General features: G+C 67.3%; 27 protein-coding genes. 12 read left to right on the forward strand and 15 right to left on the reverse strand.

Features of this window, described 5'->3' with window-relative positions:
* The first annotated feature begins 21 nt into the window (after positions 1 to 21).
* On the forward strand, positions 22 to 633 hold the full coding sequence (locus AKJ09_RS54140) for a YXWGXW repeat-containing protein (protein WP_146646219.1): 612 nt from the start codon (positions 22 to 24) through the stop codon (positions 631 to 633).
* Positions 634 to 700: 67 nt separating this feature from the next.
* Positions 701 to 940, forward strand: a complete 240-nt coding sequence (locus tag AKJ09_RS06010; protein WP_146646220.1) for a hypothetical protein — start codon at positions 701 to 703, stop codon at positions 938 to 940.
* Between the two features lie 388 nt (positions 941 to 1,328).
* Here AKJ09_RS06010 and rsgA read toward each other — a convergent pair whose 3' ends face one another.
* From rsgA to AKJ09_RS06085, 15 genes are all read right to left on the reverse strand, one after another.
* On the reverse strand, positions 1,329 to 2,381 hold the full coding sequence (gene rsgA, locus AKJ09_RS06015) for a ribosome small subunit-dependent GTPase A (protein WP_146646221.1): 1,053 nt from the start codon (positions 2,379 to 2,381) through the stop codon (positions 1,329 to 1,331).
* 53 nt (positions 2,382 to 2,434) lie between these two features.
* Positions 2,435 to 3,319, reverse strand: a complete 885-nt coding sequence (locus AKJ09_RS06020) for a flagellin N-terminal helical domain-containing protein (RefSeq protein ID WP_146646222.1) — start codon at positions 3,317 to 3,319, stop codon at positions 2,435 to 2,437.
* Positions 3,319 to 4,656: a flagellar hook-associated protein FlgK gene (gene flgK, locus AKJ09_RS06025; protein ID WP_169927295.1), complete on the reverse strand. Its 1,338-nt coding sequence runs from the start codon at positions 4,654 to 4,656 to the stop codon at positions 3,319 to 3,321. The genes AKJ09_RS06020 and flgK overlap by 1 nt, the downstream gene beginning before the upstream one ends.
* A 43-nt stretch (positions 4,657 to 4,699) precedes the next feature.
* Entirely contained in the window at positions 4,700 to 4,975 is a 276-nt protein-coding gene (locus tag AKJ09_RS06030; protein ID WP_146646224.1) for a hypothetical protein, read from the reverse strand.
* On the reverse strand, positions 4,972 to 5,223 hold the full coding sequence (locus tag AKJ09_RS06035) for a flagellar biosynthesis anti-sigma factor FlgM (protein WP_146646225.1): 252 nt from the start codon (positions 5,221 to 5,223) through the stop codon (positions 4,972 to 4,974). The genes AKJ09_RS06030 and AKJ09_RS06035 overlap by 4 nt, the downstream gene beginning before the upstream one ends.
* A 48-nt stretch (positions 5,224 to 5,271) precedes the next feature.
* Positions 5,272 to 5,592 (reverse strand): hypothetical protein, encoded by a 321-nt coding sequence (locus AKJ09_RS06040; protein ID WP_146646226.1) that lies wholly within the window; start codon positions 5,590 to 5,592, stop codon positions 5,272 to 5,274.
* On the reverse strand, positions 5,589 to 6,707 hold the full coding sequence (locus AKJ09_RS06045) for a flagellar basal body P-ring protein FlgI (RefSeq protein ID WP_146646227.1): 1,119 nt from the start codon (positions 6,705 to 6,707) through the stop codon (positions 5,589 to 5,591). Before AKJ09_RS06045 ends, AKJ09_RS06040 begins: the two co-directional genes overlap by 4 nt.
* Positions 6,708 to 6,720: 13 nt before the next feature.
* Positions 6,721 to 7,413, reverse strand: a complete 693-nt coding sequence (locus AKJ09_RS06050; RefSeq protein WP_146646228.1) for a flagellar basal body L-ring protein FlgH — start codon at positions 7,411 to 7,413, stop codon at positions 6,721 to 6,723.
* A complete protein-coding gene (locus AKJ09_RS06055; protein ID WP_146646229.1) occupies positions 7,410 to 8,003 on the reverse strand; it encodes a hypothetical protein in 594 nt (197 codons plus the stop codon). The genes AKJ09_RS06050 and AKJ09_RS06055 overlap by 4 nt, the downstream gene beginning before the upstream one ends.
* Positions 8,003 to 8,785: a flagellar basal-body rod protein FlgG gene (flgG, locus tag AKJ09_RS06060; protein ID WP_146646230.1), complete on the reverse strand. Its 783-nt coding sequence runs from the start codon at positions 8,783 to 8,785 to the stop codon at positions 8,003 to 8,005. The genes AKJ09_RS06055 and flgG overlap by 1 nt, the downstream gene beginning before the upstream one ends.
* Positions 8,786 to 8,899: 114 nt before the next feature.
* A complete protein-coding gene (locus tag AKJ09_RS06065) occupies positions 8,900 to 9,259 on the reverse strand; it encodes a hypothetical protein (RefSeq protein ID WP_146646231.1) in 360 nt (119 codons plus the stop codon).
* Positions 9,256 to 9,756 (reverse strand): hypothetical protein, encoded by a 501-nt coding sequence (locus tag AKJ09_RS06070; RefSeq protein WP_146646232.1) that lies wholly within the window; start codon positions 9,754 to 9,756, stop codon positions 9,256 to 9,258. Before AKJ09_RS06070 ends, AKJ09_RS06065 begins: the two co-directional genes overlap by 4 nt.
* Positions 9,753 to 10,481, reverse strand: coding sequence for a flagellar motor protein MotB (locus AKJ09_RS06075; protein ID WP_146646233.1), 729 nt, complete (start codon positions 10,479 to 10,481; stop codon positions 9,753 to 9,755). The genes AKJ09_RS06070 and AKJ09_RS06075 overlap by 4 nt, the downstream gene beginning before the upstream one ends.
* A 15-nt stretch (positions 10,482 to 10,496) precedes the next feature.
* Positions 10,497 to 11,294 (reverse strand): flagellar motor protein, encoded by a 798-nt coding sequence (locus AKJ09_RS06080; RefSeq protein ID WP_146646234.1) that lies wholly within the window; start codon positions 11,292 to 11,294, stop codon positions 10,497 to 10,499.
* A complete protein-coding gene (locus AKJ09_RS06085; RefSeq protein ID WP_146646235.1) occupies positions 11,294 to 11,581 on the reverse strand; it encodes a flagellar FlbD family protein in 288 nt (95 codons plus the stop codon). The genes AKJ09_RS06080 and AKJ09_RS06085 overlap by 1 nt, the downstream gene beginning before the upstream one ends.
* 89 nt (positions 11,582 to 11,670) lie before the next feature.
* On the opposite strand from AKJ09_RS06085, the gene flgB reads away from it, so the two are divergent.
* The 10 genes from flgB to AKJ09_RS06130 all read left to right on the forward strand — a co-directional run bounded on the left by flgB (position 11,671) and on the right by AKJ09_RS06130 (position 18,332).
* Positions 11,671 to 12,063 carry a flagellar basal body rod protein FlgB gene (flgB, locus tag AKJ09_RS06090; protein ID WP_146646236.1) on the forward strand — a complete coding sequence of 131 codons (393 nt, stop codon included), beginning with the start codon at positions 11,671 to 11,673 and terminating at the stop codon, positions 12,061 to 12,063.
* On the forward strand, positions 12,060 to 12,512 hold the full coding sequence (flgC, locus tag AKJ09_RS06095; protein ID WP_146646237.1) for a flagellar basal body rod protein FlgC: 453 nt from the start codon (positions 12,060 to 12,062) through the stop codon (positions 12,510 to 12,512). The genes flgB and flgC overlap by 4 nt, the downstream gene beginning before the upstream one ends.
* 2 nt (positions 12,513 to 12,514) lie before the next feature.
* Positions 12,515 to 12,829 carry a flagellar hook-basal body complex protein FliE gene (gene fliE, locus AKJ09_RS06100; RefSeq protein ID WP_146646238.1) on the forward strand — a complete coding sequence of 105 codons (315 nt, stop codon included), beginning with the start codon at positions 12,515 to 12,517 and terminating at the stop codon, positions 12,827 to 12,829.
* On the forward strand, positions 12,804 to 14,468 hold the full coding sequence (fliF, locus tag AKJ09_RS06105) for a flagellar basal-body MS-ring/collar protein FliF (protein ID WP_146646239.1): 1,665 nt from the start codon (positions 12,804 to 12,806) through the stop codon (positions 14,466 to 14,468). Before fliE ends, fliF begins: the two co-directional genes overlap by 26 nt.
* Positions 14,469 to 14,676: 208 nt before the next feature.
* The gene (locus tag AKJ09_RS52700) at positions 14,677 to 14,943 is read left to right on the forward strand and encodes a hypothetical protein (RefSeq protein ID WP_169927296.1); all 267 of its coding nucleotides are present in this window, start codon (positions 14,677 to 14,679) and stop codon (positions 14,941 to 14,943) included.
* Positions 14,944 to 14,984: 41 nt separating this feature from the next.
* A complete protein-coding gene (locus AKJ09_RS52705; RefSeq protein ID WP_169927297.1) occupies positions 14,985 to 15,620 on the forward strand; it encodes a SanA/YdcF family protein in 636 nt (211 codons plus the stop codon).
* A gap of 329 nt (positions 15,621 to 15,949) precedes the next feature.
* Positions 15,950 to 16,564: a hypothetical protein gene (locus AKJ09_RS06115; RefSeq protein WP_146646241.1), complete on the forward strand. Its 615-nt coding sequence runs from the start codon at positions 15,950 to 15,952 to the stop codon at positions 16,562 to 16,564.
* Entirely contained in the window at positions 16,522 to 16,995 is a 474-nt protein-coding gene (locus tag AKJ09_RS06120; protein WP_146646242.1) for a hypothetical protein, read from the forward strand. The genes AKJ09_RS06115 and AKJ09_RS06120 overlap by 43 nt, the downstream gene beginning before the upstream one ends.
* A 60-nt stretch (positions 16,996 to 17,055) precedes the next feature.
* A complete protein-coding gene (locus tag AKJ09_RS06125; protein WP_240488404.1) occupies positions 17,056 to 17,637 on the forward strand; it encodes an RNA polymerase sigma factor in 582 nt (193 codons plus the stop codon).
* Complete coding sequence (locus AKJ09_RS06130; RefSeq protein ID WP_146646243.1) at positions 17,634 to 18,332, forward strand: hypothetical protein; 699 nt, start codon at positions 17,634 to 17,636, stop codon at positions 18,330 to 18,332. Before AKJ09_RS06125 ends, AKJ09_RS06130 begins: the two co-directional genes overlap by 4 nt.
* Positions 18,333 to 18,377 lie beyond the last annotated feature (45 nt).

Consider the following 18,377-nt stretch of genomic DNA (forward strand, 5'->3'; position numbering starts at 1 on the left):
CCGTTTGCAGCAAGAGCGTCGATGCGCCGCCTCGTCGTAGGCACGTTGGGAGCTCTAGCCGTCGCCGCGGCGCTCCTCGCTTGCGGTCCGAAGCGGCTCCCTGCACCGCCCTACGTGCAGCAACCGACGCAGGCGCTCACCGAAGTGCCTTACCCGCCGCCGCCCGCGCGCATCGAGTTCATCCCGGATCGGCCGAAGGACGACCGCGCCGTTTGGATCGACGGCGAGTGGTCGTGGCAGGGTCGCAGGTGGGCTTGGAAGCACGGCCGATGGGTGGTTCCTCCGCCAAACACGGGCTTCGCGCCGTGGACGACCGTACGCAACCAGTTGGGAACGCTCTACGCGGCACCGGGCGCCTTTCGCGATTCCCACGGCGCTGAAGTTCCCGAGCCGGCGCCCATCTCCACCTCGAAGCTCAGTCCGGGCGGTGTCGTCGATCCCGGCGGCTCGCAGGTCCCGGCCGCGACGCTGCAGACCGGTACCGGGCCGGCGTTCGACGCATCGATACGCGCCGTCCAGCAGTTCCCCGACGCGAGCCTCGACGACGTGACGGCCGACGCCGACATCAACGATTCGCTGCTACGCCCCGACGCGATACCAGTTCCCGCGGACGGCGGGCATCCGACGCCTTAGTATGGTGGCATCGATGACGTCAGGACTCGTAGCGTGAAGGGACTGGGCACGTGAAAGGACGAGGCACGTGAAAGACCTGGTCGTCGTGATTGCGATCTCGATTGCGTTCGCGTCGCTCGTGACTGCGCACGTGGCGATTGCGTTCGGACTCCTAGCGCGACCACCGCGCTGGCGTGGTCCCGTCGCATTCGCCGTCGTTCCCCTCGCACCGTATTGGGCTTGGCGCGAGCGGATGCGCGTCCGCGCGATCGTGTGGAGCGGCGCGCTCGTCCTCTACGTGATCGCGCGCATCCTCGCGAGCGTCTGATCGCGTTGGTGCGCAGCGTGCATCCTTTGCGAGAAAGATGAGGCCCGCCCGGAATCGCATGGGACTGGGAGCAACGCTCGTGCTTGCGAGCGCGCTTGTCGTGGGGGCCGTGACGCAGGTGGCCGTGGCGCGCGACAACTCGCGCACGCAGGCGCCCGCGCCGCCGCCGCCAACTCCTCCGCCGTCGCCTTCCCCTATACCGACGCCGGTGCCGACGCCTTCGCCGGTGCCGTCGCCGATCCCGATTCCCTCGCCGACGCCGACGCCGTCCCCCGTGCCGCCGCCCTCGCCTTCACCGGGTCCGACGCCGAACCCAACACCCTCGCCGGCTCCGATACCGTCGCCCTCGCCGCCGCCGACGCCTTATCCGACGCCGACGCCGCCTCCTTCACCGTCGCCGCCGCCGCCGATCCTCGACGCGGGCATTCGCTGACGCGGCGCGCTCACGCTCGAGCTTTTTCCACGATTCGACGCGTGCGCCGTCGAGCGTTCCTGCCTCGACCGCGGCGAGAACGGCACATCCGGGCTCCCGCGTATGACCACAATCGCGGTACCGGCACGATGCCGCGACTTCGGCGATGTCGGCGAACGACTCCTCGTCTTCCGCTTCGCCTCCCCCGTCCGTCGCGTCGGGAACCCAAGGCTTGAGCTCGCGCATCCCGGGCGTGTCGACGAGCAAACCGCCGCCGGGCACGACGAACAACGAGCGGCGTGTCGTGGTGTGACGCCCACGCTTGTCGTGCTCACGGACCTCGCCTTCGAGCTGCGACGCTTGGCCGAGCAGTCGATTGACGAGCGCCGATTTGCCGACGCCGGAGGACCCCGCGAGAGCCACCGTGCGACCTCGAGGGATCTGGGCGCGGAGCTCGTCGATGCCCATTCCCGTGCGCGAGCTGACCAGCAAGGCTGGAGCGAGGGCGTTGGCGGCCGCGAGCTGCTCGCTCGGATCGTCCGAGAGATCGGCCTTTCCGAGCACGATGCACGCCTCGGCACCACCTGCGCGAATGGCCACGAGATAGCGCTCGAGCCGGCGAAGGTTGAAGTCACCTTCGAGCGACGTCATCACGAACACACGATCGACGTTGGCGGCGATGGCCTGCGGCTCGACGCGCTCTCCGGCGGCCTGGCGCATGAACACGGTACGGCGCGGCAGGACGTGCTCGACGACGACCTCATCGCCCCCGACCGACGCCACCGCAACCCAGTCGCCGACGGCGATGCCACCGGCCGGCAGTTGACCGAGCGCACGGCGCGCACGACCTCGGATGGCCGCTAGCTTGGGACCATCTTCGCTCCACACGTCGACGAGTGCACTATACACCGATGCGACACGCGCCGGCTTGAGGCCTGGGGTTTCGGGCATCGCCCGTGCGAAGTCCTCCGACCATCCGAGGTCGTCGAGCGAGGAGATCTCCGTGTCGCGTGTACTGGGAGCCGGCATGCCGTGGGACGCAGCCTACAGCGAGGCGCGCCCACGGCAAGCGGTGTCGTAGCTCAAGTGCTGCTGGCGAGCGACGGCAGCGACAGGAGGCGACGCGTGACCTCCAGGCTTTGGGTGTACGCCGTGGTCGCGGCGGCGAGCTCGGTAATGAGCGACGACGGGTCGTCCGCCCCGGCATCGCGCGCCCGGCTCTGGGCCAGGGTCGTGGAGGCGCCGTCCATCAGATCGGCCGCGCTACGGAGGCGCTCGATGGAGAGGCCGGCATCGACCTGAACCTGGACGATCTGCGTGTTGACCGCCTGGAGCGAGTCGATCGCGGTGTTGATACCGCTCATGCTGCCCGAGGAGAGGGCGTTGGCGAGGGCATTGAGCTCTGCGAACGCATCCTTGCCGCCCGCCGCCGTGAAGGCGCGAGCGCCGCTCACGTTGCCGCGTGGAGCAACGCCGTCGGACACGGGAACCCGGAGGACGCCGTCGTTGCCTTGGAAGTTGCCCGAGGCATCGAACGGCTCCACGTCGGTGCGGGTTCCACCGAAGATGTACCCCGTCGAGCCGCGCGTGTTGGTGATCTCACGAAGCTGGTCGACGATGCCGCGAACGCGAAGGGCAAGGGCGTCGCGGTCGGTTTGGCTGAGCGTCTCGTTCGCGCCCTGGACGGCGAGCGACTGCGCCTGCTGGACGAGGTCCGAGGCGCTGTCGAGCGCGCGCTCGGCGATGGTGAGCTCGTCGGCGGACGACCGAGCCACGCGCGTGCGCGAGCTCATGTTGGCGAGGGTGGAGCCTCGGCGAACGAGCGTGGCGTAGGCGACCGGGTCGTCGGAGGGCGTGCTCACGCGGGCGCCCGCGGCCGACCGGCGCGAGGCCTCGGTGAGGCGCTGGGTGCTCGCCGCGTTCGTGCGAAGAGCCGTGAGGAGACGAGTGTTGTCGGTGACGCGCATCAGAAGCTCTTCATCAGGGTGTCGAACAACTCGTCGACGACGCGCAGAACGCGGGTCGAGGCCTCGAAGGCGCGCTGGAACTGTTGCATGTTGATCATCTCCTCGTCCGTCGACACACCGCTGACGCTCTCGCGAAGCGCCGAAGCGGTGGCGACCGTGTCCTCGCGCATCTTGGCTTCGCCCTCGGCGGTGCCGTGGAGCAGACCGACCTTGCTGGCGATGCCCGCGTAGCGCTCGCTCATCGTGCCGCCGCCGGGCAAGATCCCTTGGCTGACACGTGAGAGGGCGACCGCCACGTCGTTGCCGCCGGGCACGTCTCCGGCCGAGGAGGCCGTGGCGAGATACTCGGGATGGCCCTGCATGCCCGGATCGACGCTCATCGAGTGCGCCGCGCCCGCGCCGGACGTGACGGCGAAGAGCGGCCGGCCCGTGCCACCATCGAGACCGAAGCCCGATGCGTGCACCGTGTTGAACGCGTTCGCGACCTCGGTGGCGAACGAGTCGAGCTGGGAGAGGACCTCCGGGATGTCCTTGTCGCGAGCCTCGCGAATGCCGGCGAGCTTGCCGTTGTCGATGCCATTCGTGACGTCGACCATGTTGCCTGCGCGGTTCGCCTGGACGCGGAGCATGCCGCCGGAGTCGAGCGAGACCTCGAGCTTGGCCGTCGAGCCACCTTCGTAGAGGACGGTGCCGGCGGCGAAGAGGGTGATGCTCCCGTTGTCGTTCGAAACGACGCGCGCGCCGACGCTCTGGCCGATCTCGCGCGCGATCTGGTCGCGCTGGTCACGAAGGCCCGAGGCGTCTTGACCACGTGCCATGGCTTCGGTGACGTTCCGATCGAGCTTGGCCAGCTGATCGAGCTTGGTATTCACGTCGTCGGCCACCGACTTGGCCTGCGAAAAGAGCTCCGCACGCGAGGCGTTGAGGCCGTCGGCGGTCTCGGCGAATCCCCGACTCAGTGCCGCGGCGCTCGCGAGAACGGTGCTCCGAACGCCCGTGTCGGCGGGGTGCGTCGAGAGCTCGTGGAACGCATCGGACAGCGCATCGATACGGTCAGACAGCGTGCCGGTCGCCGGGCTGACGATGGCCTCGACGTCGGCGAGAGCGTTGGAGCGCGCGTTCGCCGAAGCGAGGTGAGCCTCCTGCGTCACGAGCTGGGTGTACGTGAACGAGTCGAACGAGCGCGTCACGCCCGTCATCTCCACGCCGCCGTTCGGACGACTCGCGAGCTGCGCGGTTCGCTTCACGTAACCGGGCGTGTTGGCACCAGCCACGTTTTGACCAGTCACGTCGAGCGCGCCGGTCTGGGCGATGATGCCGTCTCGGGCAATCGACAAGACTGAGAAGAGGGATGCCAAGAGATCCTCGTGTGGAAAGGGGTCAGACGGTGGCGTTCAGACGGGACTGCGCGCTGATCTCGCGGAGGCACGCGCGCGCGTGTGCGAGAAGAACGCCGTTGCGGCGAAGCTCGAGGCGAAGTGCGCGAAGCTCGGGCTGCATCGTGCCGAGCTCGCTCTCGGACATCGACGCGATCGTCGTGGCGAGCGACTCCTTCTGTTGCGCGGCGCGCTCCACACCCGACGCATCGAGTGAGCGAATGGCCGTCCGCTCCTCGGCAAGGACAGTGAACATCGCGTTGACGGAGGCGCGGCTCACGAGTCGTCTCCGACGAGAGCGCGGGCGATCGCCTTGGCGTCGATGGGGAGCGTTCCGTTCTGGACCTTCTCCTTGAGGGCAGCGATGCGAGAGTTGTCCGAGAGCTCGCGCGCGCGGGCCGAAAGTTTCACGGTCGTCGCGGCGTCCGCTCCCGATTCGCGTCGCGGAGCGATCGCCTGAGTGCCCACGGCGGGCATTTCGGGGCGGGTCGGACGTGAAGCTTCGGTGTAGGGGTCTTGAATGCGCATGAAATCCTCCGGTGCCGATACGGAAGAACGGTCGCTCTTCCGGAACCTTTAGGGCTTCCCCGACGATTTTTCGGGGCTGCGGGTGTGGTCGAGCCGGTCCACGGCGTGGCGAATGACGTCCGCCAAGCCGAGGCCCTTGCCTTGCGTGATCGCCTCCGCCATCGCGTTGACGGCGATGTCTCCGTAAGCATCTCCCTTGCCAGCGAGCGGGCTCTCTTTGAGCAAGGAGCGGACGAAGATCCCCTCGAACTGGCGGGCGGCTTCTTCGAGCGCTCGGTCGTGCTTGGCCTTGTCGGTCGCGTTCGCCGTCGGGGTCGTGACGGGCGATGCGGGGGCGTCACCCGACACACCTGCGATGCGTGCGCTCATTGGACCACCACCTCGGCCTCGAGGGCGCCCGCGGCGCGCATCGCCTGCAGCACGCTGGTGAGCTCACGCGGCGACAGCCCCAGGGCGCTGAGCGCGGACGAGACGTCGGCCAAGGTGGGCGCCTCGTTGACGTAGGCAACGGGCTTCGACGGGTCACGCGTGACGACCTCGCTCTTCTGGGTCACGACCGTAGTGCCTGCGCCGAACGGGGCAAGCGGCTGCGAGGCGGTCGGCGTCTCCTTCACGATGATGGTGAGCGCTCCGTGGACCACGGCCGAGGGTGCGAGGCGCACGTCACCACCGGCCACGATTGTACCGGTGCGTTCGTTGAGGACGACGCGCGCGCGACGCACGGGGATGACCTCCAGCTCTTCGAGCTCGGCGATGAGCTGCACGATCTTCGGCTTGTATGCCTCCGGAATCGTCACGCGGACGGCGCCGCCGTCGGTCGCACTCGCAGCGCCGTCGAACTTCTTGTTGATGGCCTCGGTGAGCCGCGCGGCGACGCCGAAGCTCGGGTTGCGAAGCTCGAGACGGAGCAAGCCGCCCTCCCCCACCGTCAGCGGAATCTCGCGCTCGACGAGTCCGCCTTCCGGAATGCGCGCGGTGGTGGTGGTGCCCTGTTTCACGCCGCTTCCCGTGGCCCCCTTGGCCTCGAACCCTCCGACCGTGAGCGGCCCCTGGGCAATCGAGTAGGTCTTCTGGTCGGCACCTTTGAGGAGCGTCTGCACGAGCACGCCGCCCGTCAGCGAGCGCGCGTTGCCGATCGACGAAACCGTGACGTCGATCTTCGTTCCTTGCTTGGCAAACGGAGGCAGCGTCGCCGTCACGACCACGGCCGCGACGTTGCGCAGGCGAATCTGGTTCGGATCGACCTGCACGCCGAGCCGCCGGAGCATCGCCAGAACCGACTGTGCGGTGAAGGGAACGCTCGTATCGTCCCCGGTGCCCGCAAGGCCCGTCACGAGGCCATAGCCCACCAGCTGGTTGTCGCGCGCCCCGCCCACGTCGACGAGGTCACGAAGCCGATCGGCGCGAGCAGGCCGCGTCATGAGCGTCATCGCGAGGACCACGAGCGCGAGGAGAATCTTCGAGTACCGATTCTTCGAAAACATGAGAAGCAGATCCTCAGAACGGATTCACGGAATCGATGATGCGAGCGAGCCAGCCTTTGCGTTGCGAGTCGGCAACGTCTCCGCGGCCGGTAAATTCGATTTGGGCGTCGGCAACGCGCGTGGATTCGACGCTGTTGTCGGGATTGATATCGGTCGGGCGAACGAGTCCCGAAACGTAGAGGTGATATTCCTCGTTGTTGATGAGGACGACCTTCGTTCCCTCGAGGAACAGGTCCCCATTCGGCATTTCTTTGGCGATACGCACGGCGATATTGCCGGAGAGCGTTCCTTTGCGGGCCGTATCACCCTCGCCCGTGAACCCATTCTTGGTGGCAAACTCGACCAGCTTGTCCGTATCGAGACTCGGATACGCGCGCTTGAGTGCGGGAACGAGCCCGAGCATGCCGCCCATGCCCGTGGTGCCGTCGGCTTCGCGCTTCAGATGCGTGCTCGAGGTCCCTTGGGCGTCGGCCGCCTCCAAGATTCGGATGACCACCACGTCACCCACGCGGACCGCGCGTGTATCCTGCAACCATCCACCACTAGCCTCGCTGAAGAGCGAGCCGGGCGCGGGTCGAGCGGCGCTCGACAGCTGGGCGTATTCGCCGGCGTGATAGGCGCGCTGGCGCGGCGTGAAGGGCTGGACGTGGCGTGGGCCGCAACCCGAAGCGAAAAGAACGACGAGCAGGACGAGCGAGCGTTTCATCGGAGTTCCTCGACGGCGATGGCGCGGTCTTTGGCGACGATCTGGCCGCGAAGCGCGCGCCCGGAAGGACGCAGGAGCACTTGCACCACGTCACCGAGGTCGGCGCCTTCGGAGGTGACGGCCGGAGCGGAGATCTCGAGTAGACCTCGCTTGATCACGAGTACGACGGGCGCCCCCTTGGGCACGTCGAACGTGGCGGCCTCGGGCGACATGTCGAGCTCGAGGGTCACGGGCACACGTGCGACGACGCTCGCATCACGGTGAAACGTCAGCACGGCCGACGTCGACGAGATTCCCGCTTTGCGCGCGGGCTTGGTGACCTCGATGGTCACGTTGGTCGGAGAATCCGGAATTTCGGGGACCGTCCCGCAGCGCACGGACCTGATGGTCGTGCCCTTCGGAATCGACGTCGCCGAAGCGGCGATCGCCTCGCGAACGATTCGCTCGATCTCGGCCGGATTGGCCCGGTGCCATCGCGGATGCGCATTGGCCGAGGCGTTCGGCACGGGCGCCTTGGAAGGCGGAGCGGCCGCGGCGGAAGCCGAGAGCGCAAGAGCGAACACGACGAGCGCGACGACGCGACGATGCATCAGCGAACCTGCGTGGCGTTGCGGAGCATCTCGTCGGCCGCCGAGATGACCTTGGAGTTGATCTCGTAAGCGCGCTGCGTGCGTACGAGCGCGATCATCTCGTTGACGACCTCGACGTTGGAGCCTTCGAGCGCGCCCTGGAGGAAGGTGCCGCGGCCATCGTTGCCCGCAATCCCCGTCGTGGGCTCGCCGCTCGCCGCGCTCGCCTCGTAGAGATTGTGACCGATGCCGTTCAAGCCATTCGGATTCGGGAAGGTCACGAGCTGGAGCTGGCCGAGCTGCGCGGGCTGGCGCTGGTTCGGCATGGTCGCCGTGACGGTGCCGTCGGCGGCAATCGAGATCTGCGTAGCGTCGGCCGGGATGGTGATCGGCGGCTCGACGGCAAGTCCGTCGCTCGAGACGAGGCGACCTTGCGCGTCGACCTTCAGCGAGCCGGCGCGCGTATAGGCGATGTCACCTTCGCGACGCGTGACGGCGAGGAAGCCATTGCCTTCGATGGCGACGTCGAACGGATTGCTCGTCTGCTGGATGGGGCCCTGCGCGAAGGCGCGCGAGGTGGAGACGACACGTGCACCCGAGCCGACCTGCGCGCCCGAGGGAGTCACTCCGCCGACCGTGTTCGCGGTCGGAGCGCGGAGGTTCTGGTAGAGCAGGTCTTCGAACTCGGCATCCTGCCGCTTGAAGCCCGTGGTGTTCGCGTTCGCGAGGTTGTTCGCGATCGTATCGAGCTTGGTTTCCTGGGCAGTCATGCCGGTGGCTGCAACGTGGAGGGAGCGGAACATGGTGTCTTGGTCTTTGCGAAGGTGATGCCAGTCTGGATTCCGCGGACTTGCGAGTTCGGGCGTCGGCTTGGTGGCGCGATCGTCGGGGAATCGACACGCGCTCCGATGACGCCGTCAGAAGTCCGTCAGATCCTCCTCATCGCCGGCGTCGGGGGTCTCCACGTCCGAAGAGCCCGAGTCCGCGGCGTCCGCGCCCGACGCGTCGGGCGACGAACCCGTGGACGCGTCTTTGGTGACGGCGTTCGACGAGGCGTCGGTGACCGAGCTCGCGGCATCGGTCGCCGTCGTCTCCGCGGACGGATCTCCGTCGGCAGGAACGCAGTCACCATCGAGACACGTCATCCCGCGCGCGCAATCGCTGATGCGAAGACACTGGTCGGGCGGCGCGCAACGAAGGACCGCGAACGAGAGAAGGCCGAGGACCACGACGGAGTGCCACGCGAGGCGCACCGTCGTTCGAAGACGTTCGTTCATTTGAGATCCGCGCGAAATCCGAGTTGGAAGAGGGCTTGCCAAACGACGACGTTGTCCGGCAGGTCGCCGCCGAGCGCGAAGACCGCCGCTTCGGGACCGGCGACGAGATAGGTCTTGCTCGCGAGAGGAACGCGAACCTCGAGGCCCGCGCACGGACCGAGGAGCGTGCCCGGCGCGAGGTACGCAATCGCCCCTGCAGAGGCTGCCACGTGCGAGCCGATCGTGTGGACGTAGCGCAGCTCGCCGCCGAACGCGGTCTTCGGCTCGATGTCGACGAGGACCGCCGCGAAGATGGCCTCGTCGGGGGCCTCGTCGACGCGAAGCTCGCCGCCAATACGAAGGCGCGTGCGCGCGCGCTGGAATCCGCGCCCCGCTCCTTCGATTCCCGAGCCGACGTAGACGGCGCCTGCAGGCAGGTACTCCTGAGCAGACGCCGCCCTTGGCCAGAGCGCCGCCAGACCGAGCGCGATGGCGGCGAGACGTTTGACGACGCTCATTTGTCGCCCTCGCGCTGCGTGACGCTCACGACGATGTCGACGCGGCGATTCTGTTTGCGCGCCTCGTCGCTGTCGTTCGGTCCGAGCGGGTGGAACTCGCCGTAGCCCGCCGCCGAGAGATGAACGGGTGCGATGCCGGCGGCGGCGAGGTCCCGAACGACCATGGTGGCGCGCGAGGTCGAGAGCTCCCAGTTGGAACGGAAGCGCGGGGTGTGGATGGGACGATCGTCGGTGTGGCCTTCGACGCGAACGTCGACGGGGCGCTTCGAGAGCTCGAGGGCGAGCGTCTGGATGGCTTTGTGGGCCGGCTCCTTGAGCGCGTCGTCACCCGTGTCGAAGAGCAGGTTGTCGGAGAGGCGAACGACGATCTCGTTGCGCCGCTCGAGCACCTGCATGCTGGTCGGGAGCTCCGCGCGTGCCGACATCGCGAGAATACTCTGACGGAGATCACTCAGCTCCGCAGGGAGCGCCTGCCCCTTCTTCTGGGCATCTTGCGAAGGCAGCGGGATATCGCCGCCCGGCAGCATGCCCGCGCCCGTCTCGGGGAAGAAGTCGATGCCGACCGCCTTCGAGAACGACTCGGTGAAGCGTCCGACCTTCTTCGAGTCGACCTGCGAGACGGCGAACATGACGACGAAGAAGGCGAAGAGGAGCGTGATGAAGTCGGCGTAGCTGACGAGCCAGCGCTCGTGGTTCACGTGCTCGGCGTGCTTTTTCTTGCGCATGATCCCCTCACCGCCTCACGACGTGGCACGGACCGGCGCGCCCGCACCGCCCGCGGCCTTCGCACCTTCGGTGTTGTGCAGGTACTCGGAGAGGCGCTCGCGAACGAGCTTCGGGTTCATACCCGCCTGGATGGCGAGAACGCCGGCGAGCACCATCTCGCGCGTGACCGTACGCTCGCGCACGCGGAGCTTGATGCGACCGCCGAGCGGAAGGAACAGGATGTTCGCGACGGCAACACCGTAGATGGTGGCGACGAACGCGGCGGCGATGCCGTGACCGACGGCGTTGATGTCGCTCAGGTTGCTCATGACGTGGATGAGGCCGAGAACGGCGCCGATGATGCCGATGGTCGGCGAGTAGCCGCCGGCGGCCTCGAAGGCCTTCGCGTGATCCTCGCCGTGCTCTTCCTCCTGACCGATCGCGAGCTCCATCGTCTCGCGCACGGTCGCGGCGTCGGCGCCGTCGACGGCCATCATGAGCGACTTGCGAAGGAACGCGTCGGAGGCGTTCTCGGCGACCTTCTCGAGCGCAAGGATGCCGTCGCGGCGAGCGCGCGTTGCGTAGTCGACGATCTCGTCGAGAAGCTTCTGCGCGTCCTCGGCGGGCTTCTGGAACGTGCCGAGCGCGGCCTTGACGGCACCGGCCAGCGTCGAGAGGGGGTACTGCACCATGACGGCGCCGATGGTGCCGCCGATGACGATCATCGCCGCCGGACCTCCCACCATGGAGCCGAGGTGGCCTCCTTCGAGCGTGTTGCCGAGAAGGATGCAGATGAGCGCGACGGCGATCCCGAGAATCGGTCCCGGTTGCATCAGCGGCCCCCTTCCTTGCCCGAGATTTCCGAGGCGTCATGGCCATGACGCTCCGTCACGGGGGCGACGCCGGAAGCGTCACCATCCGTGGGGGAAGCGCCGAAGGGATGACGCACCCGACGGCGGAAGGCGACGACCTGATCGATCAGCTCGTCGAGTGTCTCCCGCACGATGAGACACTCGCCGGAAGACATCCGCAGCGTGGTGTCCGGCGTGGCGTCGGCCGCATGAATGTGGTCGGGATTTACGACCACGGTTTGCTTGTTGAGTCGCGTGAGCTTGAGCATCGCGACCGCAGGGTCAGCAAGGCTCGCGCCACGACGAAAACCGCCGCTGGCATGGACGGTGAAAGAGCTCGCCGCCGGAGGGCCGTGGAATGTCACTTCTCGATTCGGTCGAGCGTCTCCGTACGGGGCTCGACTACCACCTTGCTCGACACAACGTCCTCGTGTCGAACCTCGCTCAAGCGGACACGCCGGAGTATCGCCCGCTCGATCTCGCGCGTACCGAATTCCAAGGAGCGATGAACGTCGCGCTCACGGCGACGAACTCAGGACACATCGGAGCACCCGCGGGTTCGAGCACCGCGCACTTCGACGTCATCAAAGATCCGACCGCGAAGGCAGGCGCCGACGGCAACGCCGTCGACATCGACCGCGAGGCCGTGAAGATCTCCACCAACCAGATGCGCTACGACATGGTCGCGCAGCTTGCATCGTCCGAGCTCGCGACGCTCGAGTGGGCCGCGGCCGACGGGAGGGGCGGATGAGCGGCCGCATCGAGAAGACCGGCCCCGGCGTCTTCACCGCCATGGACGTCGCCGCCTCCGGCCTCACCGCCGAGCGCAGCCGCATGAACATCATCGCCAGCAACCTGGCGAACGCGCGCACGACCAAGACCGAGGAAGGCACGCCCTACAAGCGCCAGGATCCGGTCTTCGCCGCGCAGCCCGCGTTCGGTACCACGGGCGATCCCGTCCTCTCCGCCGTTCGCAAGGTGGAGCTGAGCTCGGTTCGCCAGGACGACGCGCCGGGCCAGATGGTCTACGACCCCGGCCATCCCGACGCGAACCCCGACGGCTACGTCGAGTACCCGAACGTCAACACCGTCACCGAGATGGTGAACATGATGAGTGCTTCCCGCGCCTACGAAGCGGGCGTCACCTCCATCGAGTCGCTCAAAGCCATGGCGCGCGCCGCGCTGAAGATCGGTCGCTGATCATGCGCATCGAAGGAAGCCCCGAGCTGTCGATCGGCATCCCGAGTATCGACGGTGGCACGACATCCCCCGCGGAGGGAACGCCGGCCTCCGGCGGACTCGACTTCGGCACGCTCCTCGAGAAGACGGTCGAGGACACGAACCAGCTGCAGAAGGACGCAACCGCCAAGGCCGAAGCGCTGGCCAAGGGCGCCAGCGACGACCTTCACGGAACCATGATCTCGGTGAAAGAAGCCGAGATCTCCCTCAAACTCGTCGGCTCCATTCGAAACCGCCTGATCGACGCCTTCCATGAGCTCTGGCGCATCAACCTCTGATCCCAAGTCACGCCTCCTCGCGCTCGCCAAATCCACCTTCGAGCGTGCGCGCGAGAAGATGGCCGCGATGAGCAAGCCGGCGAAGATCCTCTTCGTCTCGACGGCGCTCGCCGCCGTGGTTCTCGTGAGCTGGTTCGGATACCGCTCCACCGAGACCACGTGGGCCACGCTGTTTTCGAATCTCGATCGCGACGACGCTTCGGCCGTCGTCTCCAAGTTGAAGGAGATGAAGGTCCCCTACCGCATCGAGGGCGAAGGGAGCATCGAGGTCCCGCAATCGCACGTACGCGAGCTGCGCCTCGAGCTCGCTGGGGCAGGACTCCCGCGCGGAGGCGGCGTCGGCTTCGAGAGCTTCGACAAGCTTCGCCTCGGCGCGACGGAGTTCGAGCAGCGCGTCCTCTTCCGACGATCACTCGAAGGCGAGCTGTCACGCACCATCGACACGATTGGCTCGGTCCAATCGTCGCGCGTGCACCTCGTTCTGCCCGAGCGCTCGGTCTTCGTCGGAAGGCAGGAACCGGCAAGCGCATCCGTCGTGCTCAAGCTCCGCCCCGGTCGCGCGCTCGGCGCCAGCGAAGTCGCGGGCATCGTGCACCTCGTCTCGTCGTCGGTCGCGGGCCTCACGCCGGAGCGCGTGGCGGTCGTCTCGACGGACGGAACGATGCTGCACAAACCGCGACGCGCGGGTGAGAACGGCGACATGGGCGCTGACAGCGAAGAGCAGGCCTCTTCGGCGCGCTCGCTCGAAGCTACGCTCGAAGATCGCGCGCGCTCGATGCTCGAGAAGGTCGTCGGCCCCGGTCACGTGGACGTGCGCGTCACCGCGGAGCTCGACCGATCACGCGTGGAACGCGTCGAAGACCGCTACGATCCCAAGCAAACCGTTCTTCGAAGCGAGCAAAGCTCGGTCGAACGAAGCCAGCCCGACACCACCGCCACCGGCGTTCCGGGATCGGAGAGCAACGTCCCGAACGGCACGGGTCGTATCGGCGCCGACGGCGGCGTCGACGGCATCACGCGCGAGTCGCACACGCGCAACTTCGAGGTCGACCACATCACCGAGAAGCGCCTCATCCAGGGAGGCAACATCCACCGCCTCAGCGTCGCGGTGGTCGTCGACGGCCTCAAGACCGGCCCGCGCCCGAAGGAAGAAGTCGACCGCCTCACCTCGCTCGTCCGCAGCGCGGTCGGCGCCGACGACAAGCGCGGCGACCTCGTAACCGTCGAGTCCGTTCCGTTCCTCGACATCGAGACGCCCGCGCCCCCGGCCCCCCATCCGTTCACACTTCCGCCGGTGCCCGAGCACCTCCGCAAGTACGTCCCCTTCGCCATCGGTGGCGGCATCGCCCTCGTCCTCCTCCCGATCGCGATCTTGGTCGCACGTCGCCGCAAGGCTGCGAAGAACGCGATGGTGCTCGCCAGTCCGCAGGCTACCGGCATCATGGTCACCGACGCCGAGCTCGCCGAGGCCAGGCACGATCTGCCGATCATCACCAAGCTCAAGCCGGAAGAGCTTCGCTCCGCGGCACACGAGCGAGCGATGGAAGATCCGGCAACCGCTGCGCTCGTGCTCCGGTTCTGGCTGGGTGAAAACGAACACCCGACCGAGAACGCGCGAGCTCCGATGCTGACCGACTGACTGTCACCCCACGACGAACGCGACGATGTGCCCGGCAGGAGCTCCGACTCCGCGCCGGGCACTCCGCATTTCGCGGGCCGCACCTGAATAGCGGCTTGTCCATCGGGGGACGACGCCTACATGCTGGCTCGAACACGCAATGGCTCGCTGGGATCGAAGCGCGACCGCTCGATGCGCGCCGGAAACGGGGCTCCCTGCAAAGAATGGATTGAGGGCAACGACCATCGATCCCTCGGACGCCGGCGCGGATGCATTGGGAACGATGGTTGCTCTCACGGGTGTCATGGTGGCTTCACTCGAGTGGCTCTCGCTTCCTCCGACCCCTCGTTTCGCTGGCGTCGCCGAGCAGCCTCGCCCGCCGGCCCCCACGATGGTGGAGTGGCCGCCTCCGCCCGCCCGCGGCTCCGCGCCGCCTCCGCCGCCGTCGTACGTGGACGAATCCGCGCCAGATCCGCGCGCGCACGAAGACGCCTGACCCACGGAATCGTTTTCGCGCGGCGGGCGTTCTTGCCGTCGATGCGTAAACGCCGAGCCCTGACGTTTCTTGGTGCGCTCGTCGCCGTCGCGGCGCTCGTCGCGAACCTGCTCGTCGTCAGTGGCGGACGAGACGGCCGCCTCGAAGGCCCCGCCGATTGTGCCCTCGTGCTCGGCGCGCGCGTGTTTGCGGATGGCTCACCGTCGGACATCCTCCGTGATCGCCTCGACGAGTCGCTGGCCGCGTACGAAAGCGGTCGCGTCACGCGCATCGTCGTGAGCGGCGATCATCGCCACGCCTCCTACGACGAACCGAACGCGATGCGCGCGTACCTCGAGGCGCACGGCGTTCCGCCCGAGCGCATCTTCATGGACCACGCGGGCTTCGATACGTACAGCTCCGTGTGGCGCGCGAAGCACGTCTTCGGCGCATCGCGCATCGTGGTCGTCACGCAGCGCTATCATCTCTCTCGCGCGCTTTGGGTCGCGCGCTCGCTCGGCATGGAGGCCGAGGGCCGCGCGTCGGACCATCATCTCTATCGCGGCATGGCGTGGTACGCGACGCGCGAGGTCGTCTCGCGCACCAAAGCCGTGCTCGACATTGCCCTCGGCAGAGAGCCTCGCCACGCCGGGCCGCCGATTTCGCTCGACACCGACGGCCGCGTCACGTCCGGCTGAGTCTCGAGCGCCGCTCACGAGCAGGGGTCGGAAAATCTCGGATTTCGACCCAACGGCGCCGTCATTCCTGAACCTCTTGGTCGTCACGTCGTTCTGTCCCACGACGAGCCCGGCGGAAAGCGTCGGCACGGGAGGGGAAGAACGGAGCCAATGCGCGTCAACACGCCTGTCACCAACGTCGAGCGGCACCTCGCCGACGGCCAATACATCGTCTCCAAGACCGATCTCACCGGTCGAGAAGAGCGCACGCGCGCTTCGTCCTGAGCGCGGTTCGGGTACCATCCGCACCGACGTTGGCTTCGCTTCGGCCCCAGTTGCAGAGCTTCGCTGTGGCGCCCGCAATTGGCGCCTTCGTCGCTGCATGGCTCTTCTCGCGGCCAGCCCACGCCGACGCCACGTTTGCTCTCACCTGGGACGCCGGGGGAAAGCGCTCCTGCATCACCGAACCGACATTGCGCGCGGCCGTGGAGCGGAAGATCGGGCGGCCGCTCAGCGACGTCGAACGCGCCGACATCGTCATCGAAGGACACGAGACGACACGAACCGCGGATCGCGTGAGCGCCCGCGTCACGCAGCGTGCGCACGACGGCACACGGTTGGGCTCGCGCACGATCGACGCTCGCGACTGTGAAGGACTGCAGCAGGCTGCAACGCTCGTGGTCGCGCTGATCGTCCAGGCCGATCAGGACGAGGGCCAGGCTGGCAGCGTCATCGAACCGCCTGTTGGCGAACACGACGTTCCCCTTGGCGAGCCGCCGCCGCCCGCCTTCCCCGAACCGCCACTGGCCCCCCTCCCGTCGTCGTCGCCGCACGCGAGACCGCAGTCTCGACGCCGCGAACATCGAAGCGACGTCACTTCGAGCTGTCGCTCGGTCTCGGCATCGAGGCAAGCACGGGGCTCTTGCCTTCGCTCGCCGGCACGTTCGGCGGATATGCCCGACTGAAGCGGGCCGGCTCGCCATGGAGCTTCGATTGGATGGGCGGCTATGCGCTGCCCCAAACCATCGATCGCGGGGCCGCGACCGGCCAATTCTCTGCCGTGCAGCAACGGGTGCGGGTGTGCGCGGCGCCCTACGCCCATGGCTCACTGGCGGTCGAGCTTTGTGGTGGAGCGTTGTGGGCGGTCGTCATCCCCAGCACCACGGGAAGTCTGGAAGGACGAAATGCCTGGTCGTCCATCGGCGCTCCGCAGGCATCCTTCGGGATGGACCTAGGCGAAGGTCCCGCCGCGCTGCGTCTCGACGTCGGCGCAGCGCTTCCGCTCAGACGCTATTCGTTCACCTATCTCGACGTCACGGGTGACCTCCGCAGCTTCTACACGACGGCCCCGGCCTTCTTCTTTTTCGGCCTGAGCGGGCGCCTCACGATTTTTTGATAAACGAGGAGGACCGCCTGCACGTTCGCTCCCGTGCAGCCGTGTCCTCCCATTTCTGTCGTGCCCAACGACAATGGAACGTCGGTACGGCGTCCGCTGAGCAGTCCCCTGAGGCCCATCGATTCCACGGCGAATCTCGACGTCGCGACCATCGTTCGCGAGCACGGGCCGTACGTCCATCGTCTGCTCCGCCGACTCGGTGTGGCCCCTGCGGACGTGGACGACGCCTTCCAGGAAGTCTTCGTCGTCGTTCACCGAAAGCTCGACAGTTTCGAGGGGCGTGGCCCTATTCGGGGGTGGGTGTACGGAATCTGCATCCGCGTGGGCGCCCGCCATCGCCGGCGGCGCGCCGCCCGTCACGAGGTATCGGGCGCCATCGATGAGCTCGCGGCATCGGGCCCGACCCCCGAAGGAACGTTCCGCACCCTCGAAGCACGCCGACTTCTGGATTCGTTCCTCGACAAGCTCGACGACGACAAGCGCAGCGTCTTCGTTCTCTACGAGCTCGAAGGGCTGCCCATGCAAGACGTCGCGGTGCTGACGAACTGCGCGCTGCCGACGGCCTATTCACGACTGCGAATCGCCCGCGAAGTCGTCTTCGACGCCATTCGCCGATTCCAAACCCAAAAGGATTTCAAGTGAGCGACCTTCGAGACGATCCGTCGCCCGAGGCCGCGTTCTTGCGCGACCTCGTTCGCGCCGAGGAGGCGGACCTTCCCTCCGACGACAAGATGAACGAGCTCGTCGCACGGCTCGCTCCGGTGATCTCCAAGCCGGCGGCCTCGGCCTCACGCGCGAAGTTCGCTCTGTCGACCGCGGTGGTGGTCGTAGCCATCGCCGGAGCGTGGCTCGCAACGTCCTCGCGATCCGAGTTGGCGCAGGAGAAGGGGCCGGCAGTTCCTGCCCTCGCTGCCGTTCCTTCGGTCACCCCCGTGGCCAGCCACGTGTCCACGCCAGACGTCCACATCGAAAGCCCGCCGGCCCTCCCCTCGATCGACGTCTCGGCTTTGCCGAGCGCAGCAGCATCCACGCGTACGCCGCACGTCGAAGCAACGCCAAGTGGTTGCACGGGCGAAGTCGCGTTGCTCGACCAGGCCGATGCCGCACTTCGCTCGGGAAGTGCCGATCGCGCGCTTTCACTGACACGCGACCATGCTGCGCGTTGTCCCTCGGGCGCGTTCACGCAAGAGCGGGAACGCATCGCGATCGAAGCACTCGCCAACCTCGGCCGAATCGACGAGATGCGTACGCGCGCGCAGGCGTTCGAGCGGAACTTCCCGGCCTCGCCCCATCTCCGGCGCATCGAGCGAGTCGTCGACAAATATCGAGATCGATGACGCGTTTCGATTTTTTCATAAAGCCGTCATCGACCATGCACGACG

This window comes from Labilithrix luteola, assembly GCF_001263205.1.
Classification (GTDB): Bacteria; Myxococcota_A; Polyangia; order Polyangiales; family Polyangiaceae; genus Labilithrix; species Labilithrix luteola.

Excerpts from the sequence above, each read along its gene's own strand:
- AKJ09_RS06020 (WP_146646222.1), bottom strand. The coding sequence starts at position 3,319 with ATGCGCGTCACCGACAACACTCGTCTCCTCACGGCTCTTCGCACGAAC.
- AKJ09_RS06070 (WP_146646232.1), bottom strand. The coding sequence starts at position 9,756 with ATGAGCGTCGTCAAACGTCTCGCCGCCATCGCGCTCGGTCTGGCGGCG.
- AKJ09_RS06075 (WP_146646233.1), bottom strand. The coding sequence starts at position 10,481 with ATGCGCAAGAAAAAGCACGCCGAGCACGTGAACCACGAGCGCTGGCTC.
- flgB (WP_146646236.1), top strand. The coding sequence starts at position 11,671 with ATGTCACTTCTCGATTCGGTCGAGCGTCTCCGTACGGGGCTCGACTAC.
- AKJ09_RS06080 (WP_146646234.1), bottom strand. The coding sequence starts at position 11,294 with ATGCAACCGGGACCGATTCTCGGGATCGCCGTCGCGCTCATCTGCATC.
- AKJ09_RS06085 (WP_146646235.1), bottom strand. The coding sequence starts at position 11,581 with ATGCTCAAGCTCACGCGACTCAACAAGCAAACCGTGGTCGTAAATCCC.
- AKJ09_RS06050 (WP_146646228.1), bottom strand. The coding sequence starts at position 7,413 with ATGAAACGCTCGCTCGTCCTGCTCGTCGTTCTTTTCGCTTCGGGTTGC.
- AKJ09_RS06035 (WP_146646225.1), bottom strand. The coding sequence starts at position 5,223 with ATGCGCATTCAAGACCCCTACACCGAAGCTTCACGTCCGACCCGCCCC.
- AKJ09_RS06055 (WP_146646229.1), bottom strand. The coding sequence starts at position 8,003 with ATGCATCGTCGCGTCGTCGCGCTCGTCGTGTTCGCTCTTGCGCTCTCG.
- AKJ09_RS54140 (WP_146646219.1), top strand. The coding sequence starts at position 22 with ATGCGCCGCCTCGTCGTAGGCACGTTGGGAGCTCTAGCCGTCGCCGCG.
- AKJ09_RS06065 (WP_146646231.1), bottom strand. The coding sequence starts at position 9,259 with ATGAACGAACGTCTTCGAACGACGGTGCGCCTCGCGTGGCACTCCGTC.
- AKJ09_RS06045 (WP_146646227.1), bottom strand. The coding sequence starts at position 6,707 with ATGTTTTCGAAGAATCGGTACTCGAAGATTCTCCTCGCGCTCGTGGTC.
- fliE (WP_146646238.1), top strand. The coding sequence starts at position 12,515 with ATGCGCATCGAAGGAAGCCCCGAGCTGTCGATCGGCATCCCGAGTATC.
- AKJ09_RS06040 (WP_146646226.1), bottom strand. The coding sequence starts at position 5,592 with ATGAGCGCACGCATCGCAGGTGTGTCGGGTGACGCCCCCGCATCGCCC.
- fliF (WP_146646239.1), top strand. The coding sequence starts at position 12,804 with ATGAGCTCTGGCGCATCAACCTCTGATCCCAAGTCACGCCTCCTCGCG.
- flgC (WP_146646237.1), top strand. The coding sequence starts at position 12,060 with ATGAGCGGCCGCATCGAGAAGACCGGCCCCGGCGTCTTCACCGCCATG.
- rsgA (WP_146646221.1), bottom strand. The coding sequence starts at position 2,381 with ATGCCGGCTCCCAGTACACGCGACACGGAGATCTCCTCGCTCGACGAC.
- AKJ09_RS52705 (WP_169927297.1), top strand. The coding sequence starts at position 14,985 with ATGCGTAAACGCCGAGCCCTGACGTTTCTTGGTGCGCTCGTCGCCGTC.
- flgG (WP_146646230.1), bottom strand. The coding sequence starts at position 8,785 with ATGTTCCGCTCCCTCCACGTTGCAGCCACCGGCATGACTGCCCAGGAA.